16 protein-coding genes and 3 pseudogenes are annotated in these 24,830 nt (G+C 55.9%); 7 read left to right on the top strand and 12 right to left on the bottom strand.

What is annotated here, in order from left to right:
* Positions 1-15: 15 nt before the first annotated feature.
* The 6 genes from ACJJVH_RS31010 to ACJJVH_RS30985 all read right to left on the bottom strand — a co-directional run bounded on the left by ACJJVH_RS31010 (position 16) and on the right by ACJJVH_RS30985 (position 5,173).
* Positions 16-1,212 carry an arabinose transporter gene (locus ACJJVH_RS31010; protein ID WP_412066349.1) on the bottom strand — a complete coding sequence of 399 codons (1,197 nt, stop codon included), beginning with the start codon at positions 1,210-1,212 and terminating at the stop codon, positions 16-18.
* Positions 1,213-1,236: 24 nt separating this feature from the next.
* The gene (locus tag ACJJVH_RS31005) at positions 1,237-2,226 is read right to left on the bottom strand and encodes an aldo/keto reductase (RefSeq protein ID WP_412066348.1); all 990 of its coding nucleotides are present in this window, start codon (positions 2,224-2,226) and stop codon (positions 1,237-1,239) included.
* A 97-nt stretch (positions 2,227-2,323) separates the two neighbouring features.
* Positions 2,324-3,067 carry an SDR family oxidoreductase gene (locus tag ACJJVH_RS31000; protein ID WP_412066347.1) on the bottom strand — a complete coding sequence of 248 codons (744 nt, stop codon included), beginning with the start codon at positions 3,065-3,067 and terminating at the stop codon, positions 2,324-2,326.
* Positions 3,068-3,098: 31 nt separating this feature from the next.
* Positions 3,099-3,494, bottom strand: a complete 396-nt coding sequence (locus tag ACJJVH_RS30995) for a cupin domain-containing protein (RefSeq protein WP_412066346.1) — start codon at positions 3,492-3,494, stop codon at positions 3,099-3,101.
* A gap of 16 nt (positions 3,495-3,510) precedes the next feature.
* The gene (locus tag ACJJVH_RS30990; RefSeq protein ID WP_412066345.1) at positions 3,511-3,975 is read right to left on the bottom strand and encodes a cyclophilin-like fold protein; all 465 of its coding nucleotides are present in this window, start codon (positions 3,973-3,975) and stop codon (positions 3,511-3,513) included.
* 1 nt (position 3,976) lies between these two features.
* Positions 3,977-5,173 carry an MFS transporter gene (locus ACJJVH_RS30985; protein ID WP_412066344.1) on the bottom strand — a complete coding sequence of 399 codons (1,197 nt, stop codon included), beginning with the start codon at positions 5,171-5,173 and terminating at the stop codon, positions 3,977-3,979.
* A gap of 132 nt (positions 5,174-5,305) precedes the next feature.
* Here ACJJVH_RS30985 and ACJJVH_RS30980 point away from each other — a divergent pair, with 132 nt between their 5' ends.
* Both ACJJVH_RS30980 and ACJJVH_RS30975 read left to right on the top strand, forming a co-directional pair.
* On the top strand, positions 5,306-6,199 hold the full coding sequence (locus tag ACJJVH_RS30980) for a LysR family transcriptional regulator (protein ID WP_412066343.1): 894 nt from the start codon (positions 5,306-5,308) through the stop codon (positions 6,197-6,199).
* Positions 6,200-6,467: 268 nt separating this feature from the next.
* Positions 6,468-6,668, top strand: coding sequence for a cold-shock protein (locus ACJJVH_RS30975; RefSeq protein WP_412066342.1), 201 nt, complete (start codon positions 6,468-6,470; stop codon positions 6,666-6,668).
* A 29-nt stretch (positions 6,669-6,697) separates the two neighbouring features.
* Here the strand turns inward: ACJJVH_RS30975 and ACJJVH_RS30970 are convergent.
* Positions 6,698-6,859 (bottom strand): annotated as a pseudogene (locus ACJJVH_RS30970) (bifunctional methylenetetrahydrofolate dehydrogenase/methenyltetrahydrofolate cyclohydrolase); the annotation flags it as partial.
* Between the two features lie 414 nt (positions 6,860-7,273).
* Here ACJJVH_RS30970 and ACJJVH_RS30965 point away from each other — a divergent pair.
* The 4 genes from ACJJVH_RS30965 (at position 7,274) to ACJJVH_RS30950 (ending at position 20,848) form a co-directional block, all read left to right on the top strand.
* Entirely contained in the window at positions 7,274-8,086 is an 813-nt protein-coding gene (locus tag ACJJVH_RS30965; RefSeq protein ID WP_412066341.1) for a helix-turn-helix transcriptional regulator, read from the top strand.
* 618 nt (positions 8,087-8,704) lie between these two features.
* A complete protein-coding gene (locus tag ACJJVH_RS30960; RefSeq protein WP_412066340.1) occupies positions 8,705-17,776 on the top strand; it encodes a calcium-binding protein in 9,072 nt (3,023 codons plus the stop codon).
* A 97-nt stretch (positions 17,777-17,873) separates the two neighbouring features.
* Entirely contained in the window at positions 17,874-19,541 is a 1,668-nt protein-coding gene (locus tag ACJJVH_RS30955; RefSeq protein WP_412066339.1) for a type I secretion system permease/ATPase, read from the top strand.
* Entirely contained in the window at positions 19,538-20,848 is a 1,311-nt protein-coding gene (locus tag ACJJVH_RS30950) for an HlyD family type I secretion periplasmic adaptor subunit (protein WP_412066338.1), read from the top strand. Before ACJJVH_RS30955 ends, ACJJVH_RS30950 begins: the two co-directional genes overlap by 4 nt.
* A 738-nt stretch (positions 20,849-21,586) precedes the next feature.
* On the opposite strand, the gene ACJJVH_RS30945 is transcribed toward ACJJVH_RS30950, so the two are convergent.
* The gene (locus tag ACJJVH_RS30945; protein WP_412066337.1) at positions 21,587-22,639 is read right to left on the bottom strand and encodes a reverse transcriptase family protein; all 1,053 of its coding nucleotides are present in this window, start codon (positions 22,637-22,639) and stop codon (positions 21,587-21,589) included.
* A complete protein-coding gene (locus tag ACJJVH_RS30940) occupies positions 22,629-22,952 on the bottom strand; it encodes a helix-turn-helix domain-containing protein (RefSeq protein WP_412066336.1) in 324 nt (107 codons plus the stop codon). Before ACJJVH_RS30940 ends, ACJJVH_RS30945 begins: the two co-directional genes overlap by 11 nt.
* Before the next feature lie 558 nt (positions 22,953-23,510).
* Here ACJJVH_RS30940 and ACJJVH_RS30935 point away from each other — a divergent pair.
* A pseudogene (locus tag ACJJVH_RS30935) lies at positions 23,511-23,657 on the top strand (histidine kinase); the annotation flags it as partial.
* Positions 23,658-23,816: 159 nt separating this feature from the next.
* On the opposite strand, the pseudogene ACJJVH_RS30930 reads toward ACJJVH_RS30935, so the two are convergent.
* The 3 genes and pseudogenes from ACJJVH_RS30930 to ACJJVH_RS30920 all read right to left on the bottom strand — a co-directional run.
* A pseudogene (locus tag ACJJVH_RS30930) lies at positions 23,817-23,972 on the bottom strand (SMC-Scp complex subunit ScpB); the annotation flags it as partial.
* A 258-nt stretch (positions 23,973-24,230) separates the two neighbouring features.
* The gene (locus ACJJVH_RS30925; protein WP_412066335.1) at positions 24,231-24,524 is read right to left on the bottom strand and encodes a hypothetical protein; all 294 of its coding nucleotides are present in this window, start codon (positions 24,522-24,524) and stop codon (positions 24,231-24,233) included.
* Complete coding sequence (locus ACJJVH_RS30920; RefSeq protein WP_412066334.1) at positions 24,524-24,742, bottom strand: hypothetical protein; 219 nt, start codon at positions 24,740-24,742, stop codon at positions 24,524-24,526. Before ACJJVH_RS30920 ends, ACJJVH_RS30925 begins: the two co-directional genes overlap by 1 nt.
* Positions 24,743-24,830 lie beyond the last annotated feature (88 nt).

Here is a 24,830-nt window from a genome sequence, read left to right as displayed (position 1 = left end):
CTCGACTCGGCTTTGTCACTGTATCTCCCGTTCCCGACGAAGCAATCTGAACGCAACCGCTGTTGTGGAAAGTGTGATGGCTGCGCTGACGATAAAGACGGCGTTCAAGCCATTCCGGTCGGCGATCCACCCCAGCGTCGGACTTCCGATCGCCATCGCGATATCCAGAAAGGCCGTATAGATGCCCATCGCAAGGCCGCGATTTTCTGGCGATGTGGTTCCTACCGCTTCCACGCCGAGCCCTGGATAAACGAGCGAATAACCGAAGCCTGCCAGCGCAGCTCCCGAGGAAGCAAGCACACTGGTTCCCGCCAGCCCCATGACCAGAAGACCGGCCGACTGCACCAGCACGAACAGCAGGGCGATCTTCGCACCACCGTATCTGTCCGGAAGATGGCCGCAGATCATGCGCGCGGCGATCAAGGCCGCTCCGAACGCCGTGAAACCTAGCCAGACGGGTTGCCAACGGTTATCGGCGTATAGAAGGGAGCTGAAGGCAAGGATCGACCCGTAGCCGATGCTGGCGAGAGCCGCGCCAAGACCGGGCAGCCACACCGTGCCGATAACCGCTCTCAGATTGGATTTCCTCTGCCGCACTCGCCGGCGGGGACCCGGCGTTCGCAACAGCGACACCAACACGACCAACGGCAACAACGCGGTCAGAAGCCCGATCGCGACGAAGCCGCAGGATGTGAACAGGATGGTCCCGAACGGACCGCTGAAGGCCAGCGCCGCAAACATCGCAGTGCCGACCCAGGCGATGACCTTTCCGGAATGTCCGGAGTCAACGAGCGCCAAACCCCAAGCCACGCCACCCGTGATGATGAAGCTCTCCGCTCCGCCGAGCACTGCGCGTCCAACGACGAGGATCGAGACGGAGAGGGCGGGTGAGCCCTCGGCGGCCACGGACAGAAGATAGAAAAGCCCCGCAACCGCTGCGGTCGCCAGGCCGATCAGGACGGCTCGTTTTCCTCCATTCACATCGGAATAGGAGCCCGACCACACGCGCGAGATCAGGGAAGCCGCGAACTGCGCGCCGGCGACCACGCCGACGACGACGCTACCGAAGCCGAGATTGTGGCTGACGTGGAGCGGAAGCACGGGTAACGCCGCACCGATGACGACGAACCCGGCGAGCACCGCGGCCATGATGGGCAGCAGGGTGACAGCGACCGAATGCGATGGGGTTGACGGTGATGGCGAGGGTGTCATTCGGTCGGAGCCATTTGATGAGCGTTACCAGGCGTAGGCTTGCGGTGCTTCGCCGCCGGGCCCGGGCCAGATTTCGTCGAGCTTCGCCAGCGTCTCGTCGGAGAGCTTGAGCGATGGCGCTTTCAGGTTCTGGCGCAGTTGCTCGACGGTCCGTGGGCCGCTGATCACCGAGGTCACAGCCGGATTGTGCAGTAGCCAGGCCAATGCGACGTCTGAGGGTGCTTCGCCCAATTCGCGGCATAGCCCTTCATAAGCCTCCAGTTGCGGACGCTTCCTCTCGATCTGCGCCTGCAAGCCAGGCGTCGCGCGGCGGCCTTCGGAGATTTTGTGCAGCACGCCGCCCAGCAGCCCCATGCCGATCGGGCTCCACGGGATCAGGCCGATGCCGAAATGGCGCAGCGCCGGGATTACTTCCAGCTCGATCGTCCGCTGGGTGAGATTGTAGAGGCTCTGCTCCGACGCAAGGCCTGCCAAGTTGCGCGAAGCGGCCGTCATCTGCGCGGTGGCGATATCCCAGCCGGCGAAGTTGCTGGACCCGACATAGGTGATCTTGCCCTCGCGGATCAGCTGCTCCATCGCCTGCCAGATTTCCTCCCAGGGCGTCGCCCGGTCGATGTGGTGCATCTGGTAGAGGTCGATATGATCGGTCTTAAGCCGCTTCAGGCTGGCCTCGCAGGCGCGGCGGATATGGTAGGCCGACAGGTACTTGTCGTTCGGTCCGGTTCCCATCGGCTGATAGACTTTGGTGGCGAGCACGATCCTGTCGCGACGCGTGCCGTCCTGCGCCAGCCAGCGGCCGATGATCTCCTCGGACGTGCCGAAACCCTTCGCCATGTCAGGCGACTGCGGCCCGCCATAGACGTCAGCCGTATCGAAGAAGTTGACGCCAGCTTCCAGTGCCTCATTCATGATGGCGAAGCTCGCCGTCTCATCGGTCAGTTCGCCGAAGTTCATGGTGCCGAGCGCGACCCGGCTGACTTTGAGGCCGGTGCGGCCGAGATGCGTATAGTCCATCGGATTTCTCCTGATTGTTGGCTGCGCGAACGTCACGCGCAGCAGCGTCTTGAAACGCGCCGTTCACCTACGGTGCTGATTTCCGCGACGATGCGGATCACCAGGGCTGGTTGGCCGGCCCGACCGTGAACTCGTTGATCGTGGTGTCTTCCGGTGCATCGATGGCGAGGGCGACGACGTCGGCGATCCGGTCCGGCGAGATGCCGTATTTGGCATAGATGCCCTGCATGGATTCGGCCGTGCCCTTGTCGCTGATCGTGTCGAGCAGCTCCGTGTTGATCGCCGCCGGGTAGATCGTCGCGGTGCGGATGTTCGTGCCTTCCATGGCGGACTCCATGCGCAGGACCTCCATGAAATCGCGCACGAACCATTTGGTGCCGCCATAGACCGCGCCATTCGGATAAGCCTTGAGCCCAGCGACCGACGAGGTGGTGATCACATGTCCGGACTTCTGCGCCGTGAACGTCGGCAGCACGGCCGCGACGCCGTTGAGGACGCCCTTGACGTTCACGTCGACCATCTGGTGCCAGTCGTCGGTCTTCAGCGCCGAAAGCGGTGAGTTCGGCATGAGGCCCGCATTCAGGAAAATCACGTCGACCCGGCCATAGGTGTCCTTGGCCAGTTCGACGATCGCGTCGTTCTCCGCCTGCCTAGTCACGTCCAGTTCCTGGTAGACGGCCTGACCGCCGCCTTTCACGATCTCGTCGGCGATCCGCTTCAGCTTGTCGGTACGTCGCGCGCCAAGAACGACTTTTGCGCCCTTGCTGGCGAGCAGCTTTGCAGTCGCCTCGCCAATACCCGACGACGCTCCGGTAATGATGACGACCTTGTCCTTGATCATGGCAGTTCTCCGAAATTGATGATCTGGTTTCTCAGGCGCCGTATTCGGCGTCGCTGACATGCTCCATCCAGTCGACGACCTTGCCGTCCTTGACCTCTTGAAGCGCGATATGGGTCATGGCGATCTCGGGCGATGCGCCATGCCAGTGCCTCTCGCCCGGCTCGAACCAGACGACGTCGCCGGGTCGGATTTCCTCGACCGGGCCGCCTTCGCGCTGCACGCGGCCGAGGCCGGAGGTGACGATCAGCGTCTGGCCGAGCGGATGGGTATGCCAGGCCGTGCGTGCGCCGGGCTCAAAGGTGACGTGCGCGCCCTGCACGCGATCCGGAGCCGCCGGATTGAACAGGGCGTCGATGCGAACGCGACCGGTGAACCAGTCGGCGGGGCCGGTACGGGACGGGGTTTGACCAGAGCGATAGATTTGCATGGCGGCCTCCTTCGGCTCAGAGCGCTTCAACGCGCAGCTTATGTTCGCCGCGCACAGAGAGCTGCTTCGCTCCCTGGTCGAACCGGCCGAGCCGGATCAGGCCGCGCGACCAGTGATAGGGGCCGTAGAACATCGCGAGATTGCCCCACGGGGCGTAGTAGCAAAGGTCGCCGACGGCCTCGTTGCCGAAGCGCCCGCCGCCGTCCTCGGTCAGCTTGCGCGGCAGATAGGCGATCTTCTCGTTGCTCGAGTAGTCGCCGATCGTCAGGTCGAGCGGCAGCATCGTAACCAGCTCGCGCGCGGAAGGATTGTCCTCAAGCGTCGCCGTGAAGTCCTGGTCGGCGAAGGTGAATCTGAGACGCATGGCTTTTCCCTCCTGGGCTTGGGCATCTCCTGTTTGCGCGTGGACGACGGCGGGAGCGGCGAGGCCGCCGGAGACAACCAGTAATGTGCGGCGTGAAATCGGGGCGGACATCATCATGTCAGGCCCCTCCTCCAGCTTTGAGCATGCGCTGCCCGTTGCCGATCAGCACGAGCGCGAGCACGGCCAGAACCACACTGCCGATGAAGGTGGCCTGGATCGAAAAGCTGTCGAGCAGAAGACCACCGACCACTGCGCCGAGCAGGATAGAGGCCTGGATCGCCGCGACCATCAGGCTGCCGGCGGCCTCGGGTGCGTCGTCGGCGTTCTGCGACATCCACGTCATCCAGATCACCGAGAACATCGTGTTCATCGCCCCCCAGATCGCCATGAACAGGCCCGCAGCGATCGGAGAGAAGCCGAACAGCAGAAGCCCCACAGTCGCGCCGCCCATCACCAGAGCGGGTAGCTTCAGGAAAGGCGCGACATTGCCCTTCAGAAAGCGCCCTGCCGCCCATGTGCCGATGAAGCCCGCGCAGCCAAGAAGAAGGAGCAGAACCGAGAGCGTCGTCACGTCGACGCCCGTCACCTTCTCCAGAAAGGGGCGCAGATAGGTGAACATCGTGAAGGCCGAACCCCACGACAGCATGCAGGCGATAAGCCCTCGCGAAAAGTAGGGGCGCTTCAGCAGGGCGAACATCGCCCGGAAATCCTGCTTCTGGTGCGCAGGCAGCGACGGCAGCGCGATCACATGCCAGACGAGATTGATGGCGACGATCGGCGTCAGAGCCCAGAACACCGCGCGCCAGCCGAACATGCCGCCGAGATAACTGCCGACGGGTGCTGCAAAGGCGGCAGCGATGGCCTGGCCGCCATACATCAGCGCGAGTGCGCGGGGCACGTCGCTTGCCGGCACCAGCCGCATGATGACGGCGGTTGCAAGCGCCCAGAAGCCGCCGATGCAGATGCCGAGCAGCGCACGGCCGATCATCAGCACGGCGAAATTCGGCGCCATGGCGACCAGCACCAGCGACGCCAGCATGAAGGCGGTCATTGCGACCATCACCCATTTCCGGTTCAGCGTGCCGGCGACAGTGGTGATGAGCAGGCTCGCCGCGACCGCGAACAGCCCGCTGATCGAAATCGCCTGCCCGGTCTGGCCCTCGGTGGCGCGCAGTCCCTCCGCCATCGGGGTCAGCAGGCTGACCGGCATGAATTCCGATGCGATCAGCATCGCCACGCACAGCGCCATCGACAGGACCGCGCCCCAGGCCGCGACCGGCTCTTTATTACTTACATCTGCTGTTGCGGCAGTCATTTCTCCGCATTCTCCTGAACGTTTTTCGGAGCCACATGTAGCCTCCCGCGCGTAGTTTGATTACCCGCCTCAATTGGAATGGACTAATCGACTGGGTCGATTAATCTTGCGAGGCAAAGAGAGCGGGGGCGCATGGAGCAAACCGACTTCAACCATCTGACGTGGTTCCGGATCGTCGCGGAGGAACGAAGCTTCACCCGGGCGGCCGCCCGGATCGGGGTGGCTCAGTCGACGCTCAGCCACACGATCAAGCAGCTCGAGGCGCGCATGGGGATACGGCTTCTTACGCGCACCACGCGCAATGTCGCCACGACGCCCGCCGGAGAAAGGCTGCTTCAGACGATCACTCCGCGCATGGCGGAGATCGAGGACGAGATCGCGGCGCTGATGGCGTTCCGCGACAAGCCGTCAGGCTCGATCCGGCTGACGCTTGCCGATCATGCACTGGAGAGTGTCGTTTGGCCGAAATTGAAATCCGTGCTCAAGGATTATCCAGACATCAGCGTCGAACTGTGTGTGGACGGCCGGTTTCGCAACATTGTCGAGGAAGGCTTCGATGCCGGGGTGCGCCTCGGCGAAAGCGTCGAGAAGGATATGATTGCGGTTCGGATCGGACCCGACTTCCGCCTGGTCGCCGTCGCGTCGCCCGACTATCTCGCCGCGCGCGGGGTTCCACGACATCCCGAAGACCTTCTTGCGCACAACTGCATCAACATTCGCCACGACAGCGCCGGCGGCATCTATGCCTGGGAGTTCGAGAAGGATGGGAAAGCGCTGCGCGTCCGGGTCAACGGTCAACTGACCTTCAGCGATTCCTATGCAATGGTTGATGCTGCGGAGAGCGGGTACGGCATCACCTATGTCCCTGAGAGCATCGTAGAACAGCGCATCGCATCGGGCGTGCTGGTGGCGATCCTGGAGGACTGGTCTCCGTTCTTCGATGGCTATTTCCTTTATTATCCGAGCCGCCGCCAAAATCTTCCCGCCTTCAAAGTGATCGTTGACGCGCTCCGGTATCGGAACTGATCTGGAGAAAGATCTTCGCCTCATAAAACGCACGGCAGTGTTCAGCTCGGCTCTCAAACTTGCTCGCCCTCATACAGAAGCACGGCCCACAGGATCTCGGCCAGGCTGACGATGCTATGAGCATGAATCGGAATAGCCTACGGCAGGGTCGCGTCCGATATTTCTGAGAGCCTAATTCGAGAAACTTGCTTGCGGAATTTTTCTTTTACCAAATCCGGAGACCGCTTCCAGGTTATCTTGAGCGCTGCAGGGTGAGGGAGGAATTATTATGCCCACAGGCACTGTGAAGTTTTTCAATGCCGATAAGGGATTTGGCTTCATAACACCGGAGAACGGTGGGACGGACGTGTTCGTTCATGTGTCCGCTTTGCAAGACGGATCGGTCAGGGAAGGCCAGAAGGTCAGCTACGAACTCGGCCAGGATCGCCGAACCGGAAAGTCAAAGGCCGAAAACGTACGCATCGTCTGACGATACCACACTGTCGAAATGCTGATGGCTCAGAGCGGCGGTTTCCGGCCAGCGGCTCGATGTGCAGCAATTGCAGTATTCGCCATCAGCATGGCGATCGTCATCGGGCCAACACCGTCTGGAACTGGGGTGATGACCGATGCGACCTTCTCGACTTCCGCAAAATCGACGTCTCCGACGAGGCGCATCCTTGGTCGACACCCGCTGCCTGCGGCGCGAGTGCGGTAAATAGCGCCTTTAGGTCCCCGTGAGACGGGAGCTATTCGCCAACGATGAGCTATTGACCAGGAGAGACGGGTGACATGCTATGAAGAGGGCAAGGGTTCGATCCCTTGACCACTGTTTGCTCCGCTTTCATGGCCGCGGCGGCGTCTAATTCAGTGGTTGTGGTACGAACGTAATAACACGTGCTTTACCCCAGGCGCATCTCATCAGTGTGCGTCAGGCCAACCCGGAGAAAATTACTTGAAATTGCACAGATTTCAGCTAACTTCCCGCATAAATAGCAATTCCAACTCTAACGTTTTAGCCGAATTCGACAATGAAACTTCAATTTTTTCTGCATAGCTAAAGTAGAATATTCTGGACGGAGACGGATTGCGATAATGACCGATAACACCTTTCTGACCTATGGCCGTTTGGAGATTGAACGCGCGCAAACGTGCGATGGAATTTCTCGTTTCCTTTACGATCTTCGCGACCGATATCAAGCTGCCAATGTCGTCTACAACATGGCGAAATCCGCCAACCAGATGGGCAGTTTACCAATTTTGGTTGGAACCTGCGACTCATCTTGGGTAAGACAATACCACGATGAGCGGTTAGCCGAGATCGATCCAATCGTAAGGGCCGCCCGCCATTCGATGTTGCCGGTGGAGTGGAAAGACGTAGACCAAACCTCGCGCGCAAGTCGGTACTTTTTCTCGCAGCTCGACCGTTTCAACATCGGTCGCTATGGCGTCACAATCCCACTGGAGGGGCATACGGGTGAGCGCGGCTTTCTAGCCATGAGCCACAATGGAGACGAAGATGATTGGCATGCCTGTTATCATCAACATGTTCCAGAGCTCAGTTATATTGGTCGTTACATTCATGATCGGATGCTGGCTATAAGCGGCAGCGCTCCAAGTCAACAGGCCCCTAGGCTCTCCCGGCAAAGTGCTGCTTGCCTTGAGTTATTGGCGCATGGGCGTGATCCGGCAGAAATCGCTTACGTGCTGGATCTATCCATTCACACAGTCCGGAAACACCTCAATCGCGCGATGGCAACACTTGGCTGTAAAACAAAAATGGAGGCAATCCTCAAGGCGGCTAGGCTGGGCTTTCTGCCGAATGCAATCGGCTTCCTCAGCACTATGATTGTCTCCAGCGCAATATTGGATGACATTTTTGTGGATCGAATGATGATGTGGATATAGTATAATATCGGCAAATTTGGGTATCATGCGGAAGCCATTTCATTAAAATATCTAGTAATTTCAATTAGATAATTCCTTTAATGGTCAATATTGATCCCTTGAGCTTCTATCGTCTTTGAGTATTGTGGGGCGCAAAGCGTCGCCGCTGCGTGGCGCTTTGTTGCATGCATCATGGGGCCAATAGCTCGGTCGAGAAACACGGAATATGTTTGATCAGGATAGCGTCCACAACAGCCCCGATCTTTTCGAACTACATCAAACGCTGGTATTATTGTTTATTCTGGTTATGGTACCTGTGTATCCAGTAATATTTCTTGTATTAAGCATTTTCGGCATAAGTGATTATTTTGGGTTGAATTTCGCGATCTCAAGTATCGTTTCCCTATTAATATTATTAATAAGATCATTATCATATAAATTGAACGATTCTTTTATTAAAAATAGGAAGTTAAAACGTATAAAATATCTCTTCTGGGTGTTGATTCCGTTTATATTTATTTTTGTATTAGTATCATTTAAATCTAATTCATTATACACGCAGCTTATATGTGTTGCTGTATATAATTTGTTCATTTGTTCATTTGTTCTCTACAAAAATGTTTAAAATCGGAGCTATAAGTGAGTACTGTTGAAGCTAATGCCGCAGCAAGAGAGCAATCGTTTATAGATTTTTCGTATGATTTCTTCGGGCTCAAATTTCCCGATGGTAACGTTCCGGTAGTCATTGCCGATTTTTTTGGGATGAGCTCGACAATATTAACTTGGACTACGAGAATTGCGGGAGGGATGGCTAGCTATTCGTCTGGCGAGAGCTTTAAAGCGGCGTTCATGCCTCTGCAACAGGCGCTGGCCGCAATTGGACTCGTTAGTAACGTTTCGGCTGATGTTTTGCGTCTAAGTGACGCAATTGATCACGGGAACCAAGCAAACATTGATCAAGCGGCCAATACGCTATTCTCGGGGATCGCAGGCGCATTGCTTCTGGGGCTCGGTGCCATGGCACTCGGCGTGCCAGCAATTGGTCTTATGGGTTTGGGATACGTTGCTGGCAGAATGCTATACGGCCACGCCGACCTGATTGCGGATCTACTTAGACCGCTGGTAGAGAACCTTCCTGATATGCCCGACTGGCTTGGCGGCGGAATTTCGCAGTTTGGTGAGTTGCTGTCGCCACTTGCCAACATCATTCGTGACCCAATGATACTGGACCTCGATGGCGATGGCATCGAGTTGACCAAGCTTCAAGGCTCATCAGTTCATTTTGACTATAACGGCGACGGGTTCAGCGAGCGGACGGGTTGGGTATCAAGTGATGACGGAATATTGGTGCGTGATCTCAACGGCGATGGCGTAGTCAATGGCGCCGGTGAGATATTCGGCTCAGCGTCACAAGATGGTTTTGCGATACTTGAGACGATGGATTCAAACGGCGATGGCAAAATAGATGCGCAGGATGAGCGTTTCAGTCAATTGCGCGTTTGGCGCGATTTAAATCAAAATGGAATTTCTGACCTGGGTGAGATGCAGTCTCTCCAAGAGATTGGCATCCAGAGTATCTCGACTGTGCGGACCAGTGTCCAGGGGACAAACCAGGGTCATAGCATCGGCTACGGCGCGGAATATGTCAAATCCGACCAATCGAAAGGAACTGTGCAAACGATCTACTTCGAGGTCGACTTGCAAGACACGGTGACCGATAATACTCCAGCATTTACGCCGGGCGATGGCGTACTTGGATTACCGCAATTGGGCGGGTCCGGTCAAATTCCATCGATTGCGTGGAAGCTGACGTTTGATGCAAGCTTCAAGGAGGCATGGCTGAATCTTACAGGTTCGGCCTCTATGGTTTCCGCTGATAGTCTACGAGATACCTTCGAAACCCTAATGCTAAGATGGGCTGGGGTGGAGGCAATCGATATAACTTCGCGAGGACAGTTTGTCGACGCGCGACACTTGGCCTTTGTCGAAAAGTTTTTCGGCTCGAATTACCAGGAAATATATGCTGGCAATCAATTGAGCACATCCCCCACGAACACACAATTTGGGTATGGAATCGAACAGAGCTTTGAGCAAATAGTCAGCGTTCTCCTGGTTTCTTTCCTCAGCCAGGTAGATCTCAGCACAGCAGTTCGTGGTTTAAATATTGACACGCTACAAGTAAGGCCGTACTTCGCGCTAGTCTTACTTCGTGTCGGACTTGACGAATCAGAGACCCTTTCTGACCGTGTATCCGCCGTGGTCAACACCATAATTTCTAATGCGCCAACTGTGCTTGGTGAAGCAGCTACCTACCTCATTAAGGCTTTCTCGGCGCTGAACGGAGTAGTTCCTTCAGGCTACCAAAACAACCGAAATGAATATGTCGCGAATCTCTCTCTGTTTATTTCCAAGATCGAGGATGAGGATTTGCGGCAAATGGTACGATCGATAGTCGATGGAAGTGCTGCACTAGGTACGATGGCAGGCGATGGATTAATAAAATCTATTGGTGATGACGTATTTGTTGGCGGAGGTGGTAACGACATTCTCGTCTCAGGGGAAGGCAGTGATATTTTTGTCTATAGCGGCGGCGACGGCTCGGATTACATTCGGGATACGTCGATTTCTCTAGGGGAAAATGATCGGCTTCTATTCACTGACAAATCGGCGAGCGATCTCACGTTCGAGCGCGCAGGCAACAACCTTCGCATCAAGATCGCCGGTAGCACCGACGTCATCATCTCTGAGGACTTCTTTCGAGAGTGGGGCAAGGAAAATCGGGGTATAGACTCGATTGTCTTGTCTGATGGCTCTGTGCTCAGCCGTGAAGATATACGTAGCAAAACCACGACAATTAGCAATCAATCGACCGAGATCAATGACACTGCACTGAACGACATCATTCACGGTAGCAGTGATCATGAGCAAATCAACATCAGCGGCGGCGACGATACGATCTTGTATTCGGTTGGCGACGGCTTCGACGTCGTCAACGATAAGTCGGGAAACGTAGCCGAGCGCGACAAGCTGGTTCTGGGCGACCTGAAGCCTTCCGAGGTGGAATTTACGAGGTCGGGGAATGCGCTGATCATTAAAATATTGTCCTCGGGCGAGTATCTGACGGACCAATCCTTCTTCTCCAATTCGACCGATGCGTCGACGGCAGGCGGCTGGGGTATCGATCTTATTCAGTTTGCCAACGGCGTTACCTGGAACCGCGATGCGATCAAGGCCGCAGCCGTCGTGCGCGGGGGTGAATTTGCTAACAGCCTTCCTGCCTATAATACCAGCGATAGGTATGACGCAGGCAAAGGCAACGACCAGATTTCGGGAGGAGCAGGCTCCGATACCTATGTTTGGCGGAAAGGTGACGGAAGCGATACCATTATCGACAATGACAACAACGCAGCTTCTTCGGATCGGCTTATTCTCGAGGACGTCGGTCCCGGCGATGTCAGATTCACCCGTTCTGGCGCGCATCTGCTGATTACAATCCGCTCTACTGGCGAAGTAATCACTATCTCAGATCAGTTCTCCAATATCGGTAATATCGTTGAGGACTGGAACGACACGAAATACGGGATTGAAGCGATCCAGTTTTCTTCTGGCGTGGTCTGGGGCCGTCAAAAGATCATGTCGGCGATTTCCAACCTCGGTTTGGACGTCACCAACAAATTTTATGTCGATCCGAAGACAGGGATTAAGTACCCCTATTTCGAGGATGAACTCGGGCATACCGGGACCGGGTACGATCGTGAGCTTGGCAGTCCGGGGCCGACCGCAATTGGCGTTTTCGACACCATCCTCGGCACCAGTGGCGCCGATCAGATTGACGGTTCAATCGCGGCAAGCTCGCTAGATGGGTCTCCTGGCGGGAACTATTTCGACGGCCGCGGCGGCGACGATGTTATTGCGGGCGGCATAGGCAGCGACGGCCTGCGCGGGGGTGACGGAAATGACATCCTCTATGGAGACTTCCTCAATTTTGATCATGAGAACTATGGTCATGACAGCCTCGAGGGGAACAAAGGCAATGACATCCTGCATGGGGGCGCTGGAAACGACTATCTATCTGGGGGCGAAGGTGCCGATAGCCTCTACGGTGACGCGGGTTCGGACTATTTACTCGATGATGTAGGAGCCAGCGACGGTATAAGTGCTGACGACTATTTTGATGGAGGGCAGGGTGATGACACGATCGTGTCCGGCGCCGGCAGCGACACGTTTGTCTACCGTAGAAATGACGGCAATGATGTCATCTCTGATGGCTCCGGATCCACTACCGATCTGGACAAACTGGTCCTTCAGGATATTCGAAGCGATGAGGTCGAACTCACGAGGGCAGGTAATGATCTCATCATCATGATCCGATCCACCAACAAGATGATCGTGGATGCGGGCTTCTTCTGGGGCTCAGGAGCAGCGGGGCAAGGGCTTGAGCAGATCATCTTCGACGATGGCACGATCTGGGACCGCGGTTACATCCGGGAGCACCTTGTTTTCAGGGGAACAGACTCGCGCGAGGTACTCCAGAGCAATGATGCCAATTCGAACACCTTCATTTCGCAGAAGGGCGACGACATCATTATTTCCGCATCGATAAGAGGCGCGGCCAATGTTGGCGGGATGAATGGCAATGATCGGTTCATCTATAGCCGTGGCGATGGTAACGATCTTATTTTTGACGGATCACATTCTCGAGCCGAGACAGATACGCTCATCCTTACAGATATCAAATCGACGGAGGTTGCCGGTTATCGATCAGGGCTGGACTTCGTTTTAAAAGACCTGGCAACTGGCTCGATCCTGATCAACGAAGGTTTTTTCTGGAACTGGGAAACGACGGGCCAGGGGATCGATGTTATACAGTTTGCCGACGGAATATCCTGGGATCGAACCCAAATGCGTGACAATGCCTGGTACCGCGGCAGCGTCACGAACGATTTGCTGCAGGGCTCTGAGGGAAACAACAATGTTTTCTTCGGCGACCTAGGCGATGACATCATCGTGTCCGCTACTACCCGTGGGGGAGCAAACGGCGGGGGTGCGAATGGCAACGATCTCTTCATCTACAATCTCGGCGACGGCAATGACCTCATTTTCGATGGGTCGCATTCAAACGTTGAGACGGATAGGCTGCAACTGAATGGCATCAATGTTTCGGATGTCTTGTTGAGCATCAACGGTTTTGATCTGATCATCAAGATTACTACAAGCGGTCAGCAGATCATCGATGAAGGCGCCTTCTGGTATCGCTCCTCGAACGGCCAAGGTCTGGACGAAATCTTGTTCCATGATGGCACGCTCTGGAATCGTGAAGACATCCGCTATTGGGCGCAGGAAGGGTCGATTTTTTACGGCGGCAACTCGTCCAGCGAGAGGCTGATAGGCTCTCATTTCGATCAAGATTTGAGCGGCAACAACGGCAATGACTATATCGATGGAAAAGGCGGTTCAGATTCGATCCATGGTGATCAGGGTAATGATACGCTTGCAATATCAGTTGCCAACATGGGCGATCTTGACCAACTCGACGGTGGTGCAGGCTCCGACACGGTGACATTTACCGAGTTTGGAGGTTCGGTTTTCGTCGATCTCGTTTTGAACAACGGCGAGGCTAGGACCAGCGATAGCTCAACTGCTGCAGCTGCTTCAGATCGTCTGATCGCCACTATTGTGAACACCGAAAACATAATCGGCACAGCATTCTCCGACGTCGTTCTGGCGGATGCCGGCAACAATACATTGGATGGTGGTGCTGGCGACGACATTCTGGACGGTCGTTCCGGCAATGACATTCTCCTGGGCGGTGCGGGCAACGATGTGTTGGACGGCTACATCGGCGATGATCAACTGGATGGTGGCAGCGGAACAGACACGTTGCGCGGCGGCTTGGGCAACGATATATATGTCTACCGCGCCGGTGACGGCTTGGATGTGATTTTCGAGGGTGTGGCTGAAGGTACCGCGGATGTCCTGAAGCTCTACGGTATCGCCCCATCGGCCGTTTCCTTGGTTCGTGATGGGAATAATTTGAAACTTCAGTTTGCGGGCTTGCCTGGAGACCAATTGACTTTGGTCAACAGCGCCGACACGCCGCTCGAATTCGACCAATATGGAATCGAGAAGATCCAGTTTGAAGACGGGACGATTTGGGACGCGGCGGTTCTGCGACAAAAATCTGTGTATGCAGGAGCCACGGATGGCAATGATATCCTGACCGGTACTGCCGCCTCTGGAGACTTTGGCGGCGGCAAGGGTGACGATGTTCTCGACGCAGGCGCCGGTAACGATAACTATATATATCATCGTGGCGACGGCTATGATTGCATTATCGAAAACGCCAATAGTGGCGTTGCCGATCGCATGACACTTGTTGATATAAATCCCGACGATGTCCTCTTACATCGTGTCGGCAACGATCTCTACATCGATATCAAGGAAAGTTTCGCAGGTGCCGGAGATGGCGGCCTGATCTTGCTTAGGGAGACGCTCGGAAGTGTCTCGCAGCAGGGTGTCGAGCAGATCATGTTTACTGGCGGTACGATTTGGTCACGAACTGAGATCCTTGCCAATATTTCCAGTGAATCCTGGCTACCACCGGTCACAATACCCGGAACGTCGGCAAATGACGTGCTGACCGGCACCTCGGACAACGATGTTTTCGAAGGCGGGGCCGACAACGACCGATTTGAGGGCAAAGAAGGCACGGACGTTTACATATATCGGCCGGGCGACGGGGATGACATCGTCTTCGATTATCGCGGCGTTCGCGACAATCGCCTTGCATTTGGTCCCGGGATAGTAACAAGCGACGTTGTTTTCTCTCGCGTCTCAAGCGATTCAAACGATATGAAGCTGACATTCCATTCCATGACGGGGTCCGTCACGTTCGACAATCAGCTCTGGGGTGATGCCGGCATTGAGTTCATTCAATTTGCGGACGGAACTGTTTGGGATGAGGCTGAGATTTCTCGGCGATATGTGTCCGATCAACAGACCGATGCCAATGACACGATTTGGGGAACAAATCTCTCCGATAACGCAGTTGGTGGTTCCGGCGATGACACCATACTCACCTTCAATGGCAATGATCGGCTTGTCGGCGGAGCCGGTAACGATCGCTTGGAAGGTGGTCAAGGCACAGACGTGTATGTCTACGCAGCCGGAGACGGCGACGACATCATCTTTGACTATACCGGCAGCCGTGACAACGTATTGGAGTTTGGCGAAGGGATCGCTGCAGCGGATATCGTCTTTTCGCGGGTCACAGGTGACTTCAACGACGTGCGGCTGTCTTTCCGATCAATGTCCGGGTCGCTCGTACTCGACAGCCAGCTCTGGGGGGATGCCGGCGTTGAATTCATTCGATTTGCTGACGGTGCAGTTTGGACGGATGCCCAAATCGCGATCCGTTATGTTGCCGGTCAAGCAACGGCTGGCGATGACACCATCTGGGGCACCTATGGTGTTGACACGATCGTCGGCGGAGCCGGAAATGACCGTTTGGAAGGGTCGGAGGGCTCCGATACTTACATCTATAATATCGGTGACGGTGATGATGTAATCCTCGACTATCGCGGAGTGCGAACCAATACGCTGCAATTCGGCGAAGGAATCACGGCCACCGATCTCGTGTTCTCCCGGGTTACGGAAGATGCCAACGATTTCCGGATTTCCTTCCGGTCATTCGCAGGCTTCATTGTATTGGACAATCAGCAATGGGGGGATGCCGGCGTCGAGGCAGTACGATTTGCTGACGGTACAGTATGGAATGAAGCCCAGATTGCGGCGAGATACGTTTTCGATCAGCAAAGTTCGGCAAACGACATAATCTGGGGAACAAATCAGAGCGATAGTATCGCTGCTGGGCTGGGCGACGATATTCTGGAAGGAAATGGTGGAAACGATACCTACGTTTACGTTCGCGGAAACGGAAACGACACCATCAATGAGAAAAGCGGCGGCGGTAGCGCCGACGTGCTAAACTTCGGCGATATAAGCTCCACTTCCGTCACTATGACAAGGAATGGCAACGACGTCTTGCTGCTGATCTCTGAAACAGCACCGGGGGCGGGCGACGGCGCTTCCATCAAACTTACAGCCAGCATCGAAACTTCGTCGGATCAGGGCATTGAAAAGATCCTCTTTGCCGATGGAACGACTTGGAATAAGTCCGACTTTGTCGGAAGAGTTTCCTACGTAGGCGGAACGACGGGCAACGATACTATTGTTGGGACCGCGGTAGCCGATCTCATTCGTGCTGGAGTCGGCGACGATACGCTGCGCGGCCTCCAGGACAACGACAATTATGTCTATAAGATTGGCGATGGTAATGACATCGTCGATGAAGTGACGTCGGGCTCCGATATCGACGTCCTAACCCTGTCAGACCTCAAACTAAACGATATCCGCTACGAGCGCCCGTATGGCGCTATCAATGACGTTGTCATTCGTGTGCTCGCAACGGAAGAGACTATAACGCTGAAGAATCAGCTCAATCTGGCAGGTGGCGTCGAAACAATTGTTTTTGGCGACGGCACTTCAATCGGCGGTACTGTAGGGGCCCTTGATGCGCTCTTGAAGTCACAAAGTTCGATCTATGGAACGGACGGTAACGAAACGATTACGGGCTCATCGGAAGGGGAAACCTTTGTCGCAGGCCGCGGTGATGATCGGATCAATAGCGGGGCAGGTAGCGATCTCGTTCTCTATGCTATGGGCGATGGAAACGATTATCTCGATGATGAATCCGGCTCGACTGTAGACGTCGATACCCTCAAGTTCAGTGATCTGAATGCGAAAGACGTTACCGTCAGCCGCTCCGGCGTTCATGTGAAGGTTCTCGTCAACGAAACTGGTCACGTCATAACCCTCGATGAACAGTTTTATTCCGCAACTGCAAATTGGGGTTTCGAGCGCATCGAATTCGCCGATGGAACGGTCTGGGATCGCGCCGCCATCCAATCGGCTGCCTGGATCAGAGGCACGAGCGGTAACGATACAATCGCCGGCACGGCGAATAATGATGTCATGTACGGCGGAACAGGGAACGACCGTATCAACAACGGCGCGGGCAGCGATACCTATGTCTACGCGAAAGGCGACGGCAATGACTACATCAATGACGAATCCGGCTCCACGTCCGAGGTCGATACGCTTCGTCTCACCGATCTGACGGCGGATGATGTCTTCCTGACGCGATCTGGCGTGCATGCCATTTTGACCGTCAAGGAAACCGGGGAGGCGATCACGTTCGACGAGCAGTTCTACTCGTCTACGGCAAACTGGGGCATAGATAAGATCGAGTTTTCGGATGGCGTATCCTGGGGGCGTGCCGAGATGGAATCTGCCGCCTGGATCAGAGGAACAGGTGGCAATGACACGATTGCCGGCACGACAGGGAACGACACGATCGACGGCGGGCTAGGCAACGATACGCTGAGCGGTCTTGCTGGAAACGATACGTTTGTCTTTCGCGGTAATTTCGGCAATGACACGATCGCGGACTTCACGGCTGGTGCAGGATCCATGGATGTCGTCGCCTTCGACAATGACGTCTTCGCCGATTTCGCGTCTGTCATGGCATCTGCCACTCAAGTAGGCGCCGATACCATTATCGCCTTCGATAGTGACCATAGTGTCAAGCTGAAGAGTGTGCAGATGTCATCGCTGCATCAGGATGACTTCCGCTTCATTTCTGCGGCATGACCAGGATTTGAACGTGTCGAACAGCAATAGCACATCGCCACAGGTCTTCCTTGTAGCGGTCCTTTCGTCCCTGAAGAGGGCGTCGCTCGGGATCGGCATGACCAGCGCCATCATCAATCTGTTGGCGTTGACCGGGTCGTTCTTCATGCTGCAGGTCTACGACCGGGTGATACCCGGCCGTAGTCTGCCGACGCTTGTCGGTTTGGCGATCGTTGCGGCAACACTCTATGCGTTTCTGGGCATACTCGAACTCATCCGATCAATGCTGCTTATGCGCATCGGAACCTCGGTCGACGAGCGTTTCAGCGAGGCGGTGCATGACTCGCTGATTTTGCTTCCTTCTCGCATGCAAATTCCGGGGGATGGCCTCCAATCCGTGCGAGACCTGGATACCGTTCGAGGGTTTCTTTCCGGTCCTGGCCCCACCGCCCTGTTCGACTTACCGTGGATGCCATTCTACCTCGGCCTGTGTTTCCTTTTTCATTTCTGGATTGGGATCACAGGCCTGGCCGGTGCGCTCCTCTTGCTGGGCCTGACCGTCCTCACGGAATATAAATCGCGTCAGCCTGCGAAAGAGGCGAGAAGAATTGCTTCAGAACGCACGGCGATGGCGGAGGCTGCTCGACGCAACTCCGAGGCCGCCCTTGCCATGGGCTTTGGTCATTCTCTCGGGCGTCGCTGGAACGAGGTGAACCAGCGATATCTCGCCAATCACCTGCATGCCACGAACGTGACCACAAGCCTGGCGACATTGTCGAAGATCCTGAGAATGATGCTTCAGTCGGCCATCCTCGCTGTCGGCGCTATTCTGGTGATCCGGCAAGAGGCAACCGGCGGCATCATGATTGCCAGCTCAATCCTTGTCAGTCGCGCGCTGGCACCAATCGAGCTGGCAATCGGCCATTGGAAAGGGTTTTCAGCGGCGCGCGACAGTTGGTCCCGTTTGGTGCGACTGGCCGACATTATGCCCGTAGACGAGCGGGAGGTTTCGCTTCCGAAACCCTCGAGCACGCTTCGAGTGGAGAACCTACATCTCGCTGCTCCGGGTTCAAAAACGATGGTAGTTCGCGGTGCATCGTTCGAGCTTCGGGCTGGTGAGGCGGTGGGTGTCATCGGGCCAAGCGCCTCTGGAAAATCCTCCCTCGCGCGTGGTCTGGTCGGGCTTTGGCTGCCAGCCATGGGTGCAGTACGCCTGGATGGTGCTTCACTCTCGCAATGGGATCCGCGAGCGCTCGGCAAGCACATCGGATACTTGCCCCAAGACGTCTCACTGCTTGGGGGATCGATCGCGGAAAACATTGCCCGCTTCGATCCGGATGCGCCGTCGGACAAAATCATCGCTGCGGCCAAGGCTGCTGGCGTTTACGAGATGATCATACAGTTCTCGGAAGGCTTCGATACGAAGATCGGCGAACAAGGGTCTGCTCTGTCAGGCGGCCAACGACAGCGAATTGCACTGGCGAGAGCGCTTTATGATGATCCGTTCCTGATCGTTCTGGACGAACCCAATTCAAACCTCGATGCGGAGGGTGAGGTCGCACTGTCGAATGCGATCCTTGGGGTGCGCGAGCGTGGCGGCATTGCGATTGTTATCGCGCATCGGCCAAGCGCCCTTGCTGCGGTGGACAAGGTCATCGTCATAGCGAATGGCCAGATACAAGCGTTCGGGCCAAAGGACGAGGTTCTCAAAAAGACCACGCAGCCGACACCGGCCACGCTCCAATCTATTCGATTGATGACGGCTGATGGGGAAATGGCACAATGAGACAGTATCATGCCCCGCTCGCCGAACGGGCCATCAGAAGCCTGACGCTGTTGGCGATTGCCATGATCCTGCTGCTGGTTGGCGTCCTGGGTGGACTTGCCGCAACAATTCGTCTTCAGGGCGCTGTCATTGCCGCAGGAACTTTGGTGGTCGACAGCTACGTCAAGCCGGTCCAGCATAAACAGGGCGGCACGGTTGCGCAAGTCTTCGTCAAAAATGGCGATCGTGTCGACGCGGGACAGATACTCGTGCATCTCGACGATACGCAAACCCGCGCCAATCTTGCGATTGTGTCAAAGCGTTTGAAGGAACTGGCGGCGAGAACCGCGCGACTGTCGGCTGAACGGGACGCAAGGGAGAGGATAGAGTTTCCGGCGTCCCTTCTCAGAGATCGTTCAACCGTTGAGGTCGCGGCGATGCTCGACGGTGAGCAGCGTCTGTTCGACGATCGACGCTCTTCAAGGACAGGCCGCAAGTTGCAATTGGCCGAGCGGGTTCGTCAACTTTCGAGGCAGGCGGAAGGGCTGACCTCCCAACAGGATGGCAAACGCCAGGCGATTGCCATTCTCAAAAAGGAGCTGGCCAGTTTGCAGTCACTGCTCGATCAGGGGATCATCCCGGCGACGAGGGTTTACGCCTTGCAGCGCGATGCAGCCGACCTGACCGGCGAGCTCGGCAGTCTGGTCGCCTCCGAAGCGGAGACAAACGGAAAAATGGCGGAAACCCACTTGCAGATCATTCAAGTCGATGATGATCAGCGAACGGAAGTGTCGGATCAATTGCGACAGGTCGAGAGCGAAACGGGCGAGTATTCAGAGCGATTGATTGCCGCCGAAGACGATTTGAAGCACATAGATATCCGAGCGCCGCAAGGCGGAATCGTCCACCAGCTGTCGGTGCATGCCGCGGGAGCCGTGGTGACGCCAGGTGAGGCCATCATGCAGATCGTTCCCGACAATGATGCCCTCATGCCCGAGCTCAAACTGTCTCCCCAGGATATTGATCAAGTGACGATTGGACAGGACGTGACGCTTCGTCTCTCGGCGTTCAGTCAACGCTCCACGCCAGAGTTGAACGGCCGAGTTAGCAAGATTGCAGCTGACCTGACTACCGACCAACGGACAGGCCAGACCTACTACAGTCTGCGCGTTACTATCCCGGCGGAGGAATGGGCAAAGCTCGATGGTCTGACCCCTGTCGCTGGCATGCCGGTGGAAGCATTCGTTCAGACCGGCGAGCGTACTGCGCTGGCCTATTTGACGAAACCTCTCACCGATCAGATGGCTCGAGCATTCAGGGAAGAGTGAGGTACGGAACCGGGCGTTCTGTTGAATTCAGCCCTGATTTGGCCCGCACTCCCGTCTTTCCGCTTAGCACCGACCTGGTGGACAGAGACAGCTCTATAAGGTGCCTAACTATCTTGAACCAATTGCGGACTATCGCGAAATATCAATCTTGGTGATTTTCGTATGGGATTCAACAGTTTGGTGATCTCATGCAGACGGGTCGCAGGTTCCAATCTTTTCGAGGCGAAAAGCTCCTCCACTGATGGGGTCTAAGGAGGACAGTGATGAATGCGTCTACCGGCGGCTTCGCGCCAAATGCGGCCACTGGAAATGCCGGCGATGGGTTCCGATCAAAGATGACGTGTTGTAGTTCAGACGGGGTCTTTGATGTCAGGGCCATAGGTGTATGTAGCGTCTCCCTCGATAGCGTCTTTGGGTCGAACCCACTTGAAATGGGATTTCACGGGTAACCCCGTATCAACTGATATCCAACTCTTGTAGTAATCAACCTGTTGATACGATAGGTGGTCGTAGGACCAGATTTCGGTCTGGACTCCGCCTATCGTTTCGCTTCCAAGGTGTTCGCAGTTCTCGATATCATTGGTTTTTATCTTCGATGCGTCGGCAGCATTGGATCGAAGGTAAAGACGGATCATCAGTTACTGAGTCTCAGGTGAAGGGTCGATCGGCTAGGCCACATGGCTGTCGCCGAGGCGGGCGGAGTTCGCTGATCGCGCCGCGAGGCGCGATGAAGTTCTTTCATGCAAGATCGAATGGTGCGTCTTCAGGCGCCGTGACGGCTGTTGACGATCGAAACAGCCGGTCTGCCGCGGCTTTGGCAGCTGCTTCGAGATGCATCTTGCGGCGCTTTTGGCGCAGGGCATTCATCTGATCGGCGGCCTTGCACCCTATATCCGATGAAGCACCGCTTATATGCCGTTGCGTTCCGAGCTGCGCGAGCAATGCCTGGATGCAGTCGTCTCGCTCGTCGATCGTTTCGGCGAGATGGAGAGTTTCCCAGAGCTCCTTGATCCGCAGATTGAGGCTGTTCGGGGCAACCAGGTCTCGCCCGATCACACCGATCCCCGTGATGAACACTGGACGACTGCCCGTCCGAAAACGAATTTTATGGGATCGCAGACCCGCACCGGCAATGATCTTGCGGATCTCGCGAACAACGTCGCCATGCACGAACTTCCCCGAAATAGTCAGATCGTCCACCCAGAGGGAATAGAGCAAGCCATCACGCTCGCAAAGATCAGCGATCTTGTCGAACATTGGTCGGTGGATAAGAGTGCAAAGCACAGGTGTCAGCGGCGATCCGAACGAAACCTGGTCATCGATGGTGGCAAGGTGGGTCACCAATCCGGCGACATCCGGATACATTCCCAGCTGGTCCTGAAACCAGCGCCGCACCATCGTGGCCGTCGTCGACGGGTAGAACTGCTTCAGGTCGAGCGTCAGATACTGGTTCTGGCCGAGATGCAGGGCCGCATTGTCGCGTTGGCCGCGACGACGTCGCGGGCTGAACAGGTAGCTCGGCTGTCTGATCTTATTGAGATGGAATTTCAGGCGCTCGTGAACGCCGCGCAGATCCGCTACCGGATACTTTAAGTCGCGAAGCTTCTTCTTCTTACCGATTTCCTCCTGACGGCGCACGATGAAATGCTCCTTGTGGGTGACCAGATAGCGCAGGTGATCGCGCGTCGTGCCGAGAAGTTCGGCGATATCCCGCTGCGTCGGGCGCTGTGCGAAGGGTGATTGGACGAGATCGTACCGTTCAACCGGTGATCGGACGGGCTTACGACGCATGCGAGACGTCGCGTGGAGAAAGCTTATCGAGCAGCGACAGGACGCCGCTTGCCACGATCAGCTTTCCTCGTTTCGGGATCGGCTGGCCGTCGAGTTCTTCGGCGAAAAATAACAACTGCGACATCCGAACATCGAACTTGGTACTGTAACGTTCCAGCAGTTCCATCGACACGGCTTTCGTGCCGCTCTCGACTTCGGACACCATGGATTGCGAAATTTCCAGCTCGGTGGCGAGCTCCTTCTGCGACAGGCCGAGATAAAGACGCAGCAGTCTGAGGGCATCGTTCATCATCGGGCGTTTCATCGTACTCATTACGTGCTCCTTGAGGGCTATTTCCGAGGTCGCCGCTCATTGCCGGTCTGAAAACCAGGACCAAAAGCGCAGGACAGCAAATGTTGCCTGGCCCAACGCGACAATGACCTTAAAGACCACTACCGCGTTCAACATGCGACGCCGCCGCTGGCGATGACCATTTGTGCTCATTTCGTAGTTCTCCATGTTTCCGCCGACCGGGATGGCCGGCGCCCGTAGAAACAGGAAGACTGATCAGCGACGTTTGACCTCGAACATGCCGCACCCGGGCCCGACGGGTGCGGCGCGCGTGCCGCGGTCCCTAGCCAGACGCAGGATTGAATCGGGGATTTTCATCCCCACAGGGCCTCCGGCCCCACGCATAGACGGGTTCAGTTATGAGCAATCATCACGACCAGGAAGATAGGAAACTCGAACGCGATTGTCAAATAAAATATCGCTAAAGGCGATTTGCTATCTGTCCTATGTTCTCGCCCATGGGCTCATCGGGGCTTTCACTGACCTTCTGATGAAACCACGAAATGCATTTATTGTCGCTCGCAGTCTAACTTGGATGGCATGACAAACGACGATCAGCACGAAGCCGACGCTCAGAACGACGGCGACAGGCTTGTTTCCGGACACGCCCGCGAAGATCCTTTCGCTGCTTTCAAAGCGACCTGCATGCCGATGATCGTGACCGATCCGAACCAGCACGACAATCCTCGCGATCGACCAGGACCGTGACAGCATTTCAAAATAATTCAGCTCACCAGCTATATGGGTAAAACCTCGTCATCAGAATCGATGCCGAGAAAATCTTGACCCAAATCGACATCTATTTTCAGCTGCTAGAAGCAGTGCTGAAGGATCGTTGACGACGGTCGAACCGATGAAACCGGCAGCGCGGAGATTGCCGATGGTGTCGCGGCTGACGTCCTTTCCGAAAATCTTCGACAACTCGCCGCGAGTGATCGGCTGAAAATATCCGACCGCCATCAGCACCATTTCCTCGAACTCGGACAGCGTTGCCGCGCCTCCGGGATCTTGGGCAAGAAAGACTTTGGTGCCTTCAAACTCGCCTGAGCTCAGTCCGCCCCGATGCGCTGAAGAACGGCAGCGCGGCGAAACTGCCAAACATCGCCTTCTTGCCCTTTTGAACGCTGGCCCGTTCGCGCTTTTGCCCGCCGCCCGCAATCGAGACCGGTATGGCCGATAGCTTCATCGATCGCGAATACGCGATGGTGGATCTCTTCGCTGATTTTCCATGCGTGCAGGTATATAGGGTCGGCCATAGCGCTACTCTTCGTCGAGGATTTTCAACCGCGCCGGAAGGGTGGTCAGTCTTGGAGTTAACATCGTCAGCTTTCGCTTTGGCTCAGGCTTATGTTTCAAAGCATCTATTGCCGCTTTTGTTAGTCGATAGCATGGGACTACCGGATCCTTGGACCACGGTGTCTTGGTTGCGTAGCCCTTTGCCACGAGACGTTCGGCCATTTCGGCGCTGATGGACGGGATGTGATTTATCGGGTCGTCGAAGCTCGCGCTTTTCAGGGCATTGATCGCCTTGATGATTGCAGGCGGTTCTCGCATCAGCCGAACTCGATCTGGAGCAGATTGGGTCCGCGCATCTTGAAACGGTCGAACTGCAATGGTTCGCCATGGTCGCACGTTCCAAATATGACTTCCGCATCATCCGGCAAATGCGCAATGGCGTCGCGAACATCTTTCACGGTCAAGTAGCCATCGCCATTTCCGGAAATCATGGTGCCGGAAGCCTTGTGCCGATGATTGTAGTTGATTTCACTCATCGCTCTGCTCTCCCGATTTTTCCATCTGAGACAAGGAAATAAGCCACGGATCGGCACACAACTGAAGGATATTGCCGGTGAACGTTTA

The sequence above is a fragment of the Rhizobium sp. SYY.PMSO genome (assembly GCF_046840415.1).
In the GTDB taxonomy this organism is placed as follows: domain Bacteria; phylum Pseudomonadota; class Alphaproteobacteria; order Rhizobiales; family Rhizobiaceae; genus Rhizobium.
This window is presented reverse-complemented; position numbering and strand designations above follow the sequence as displayed.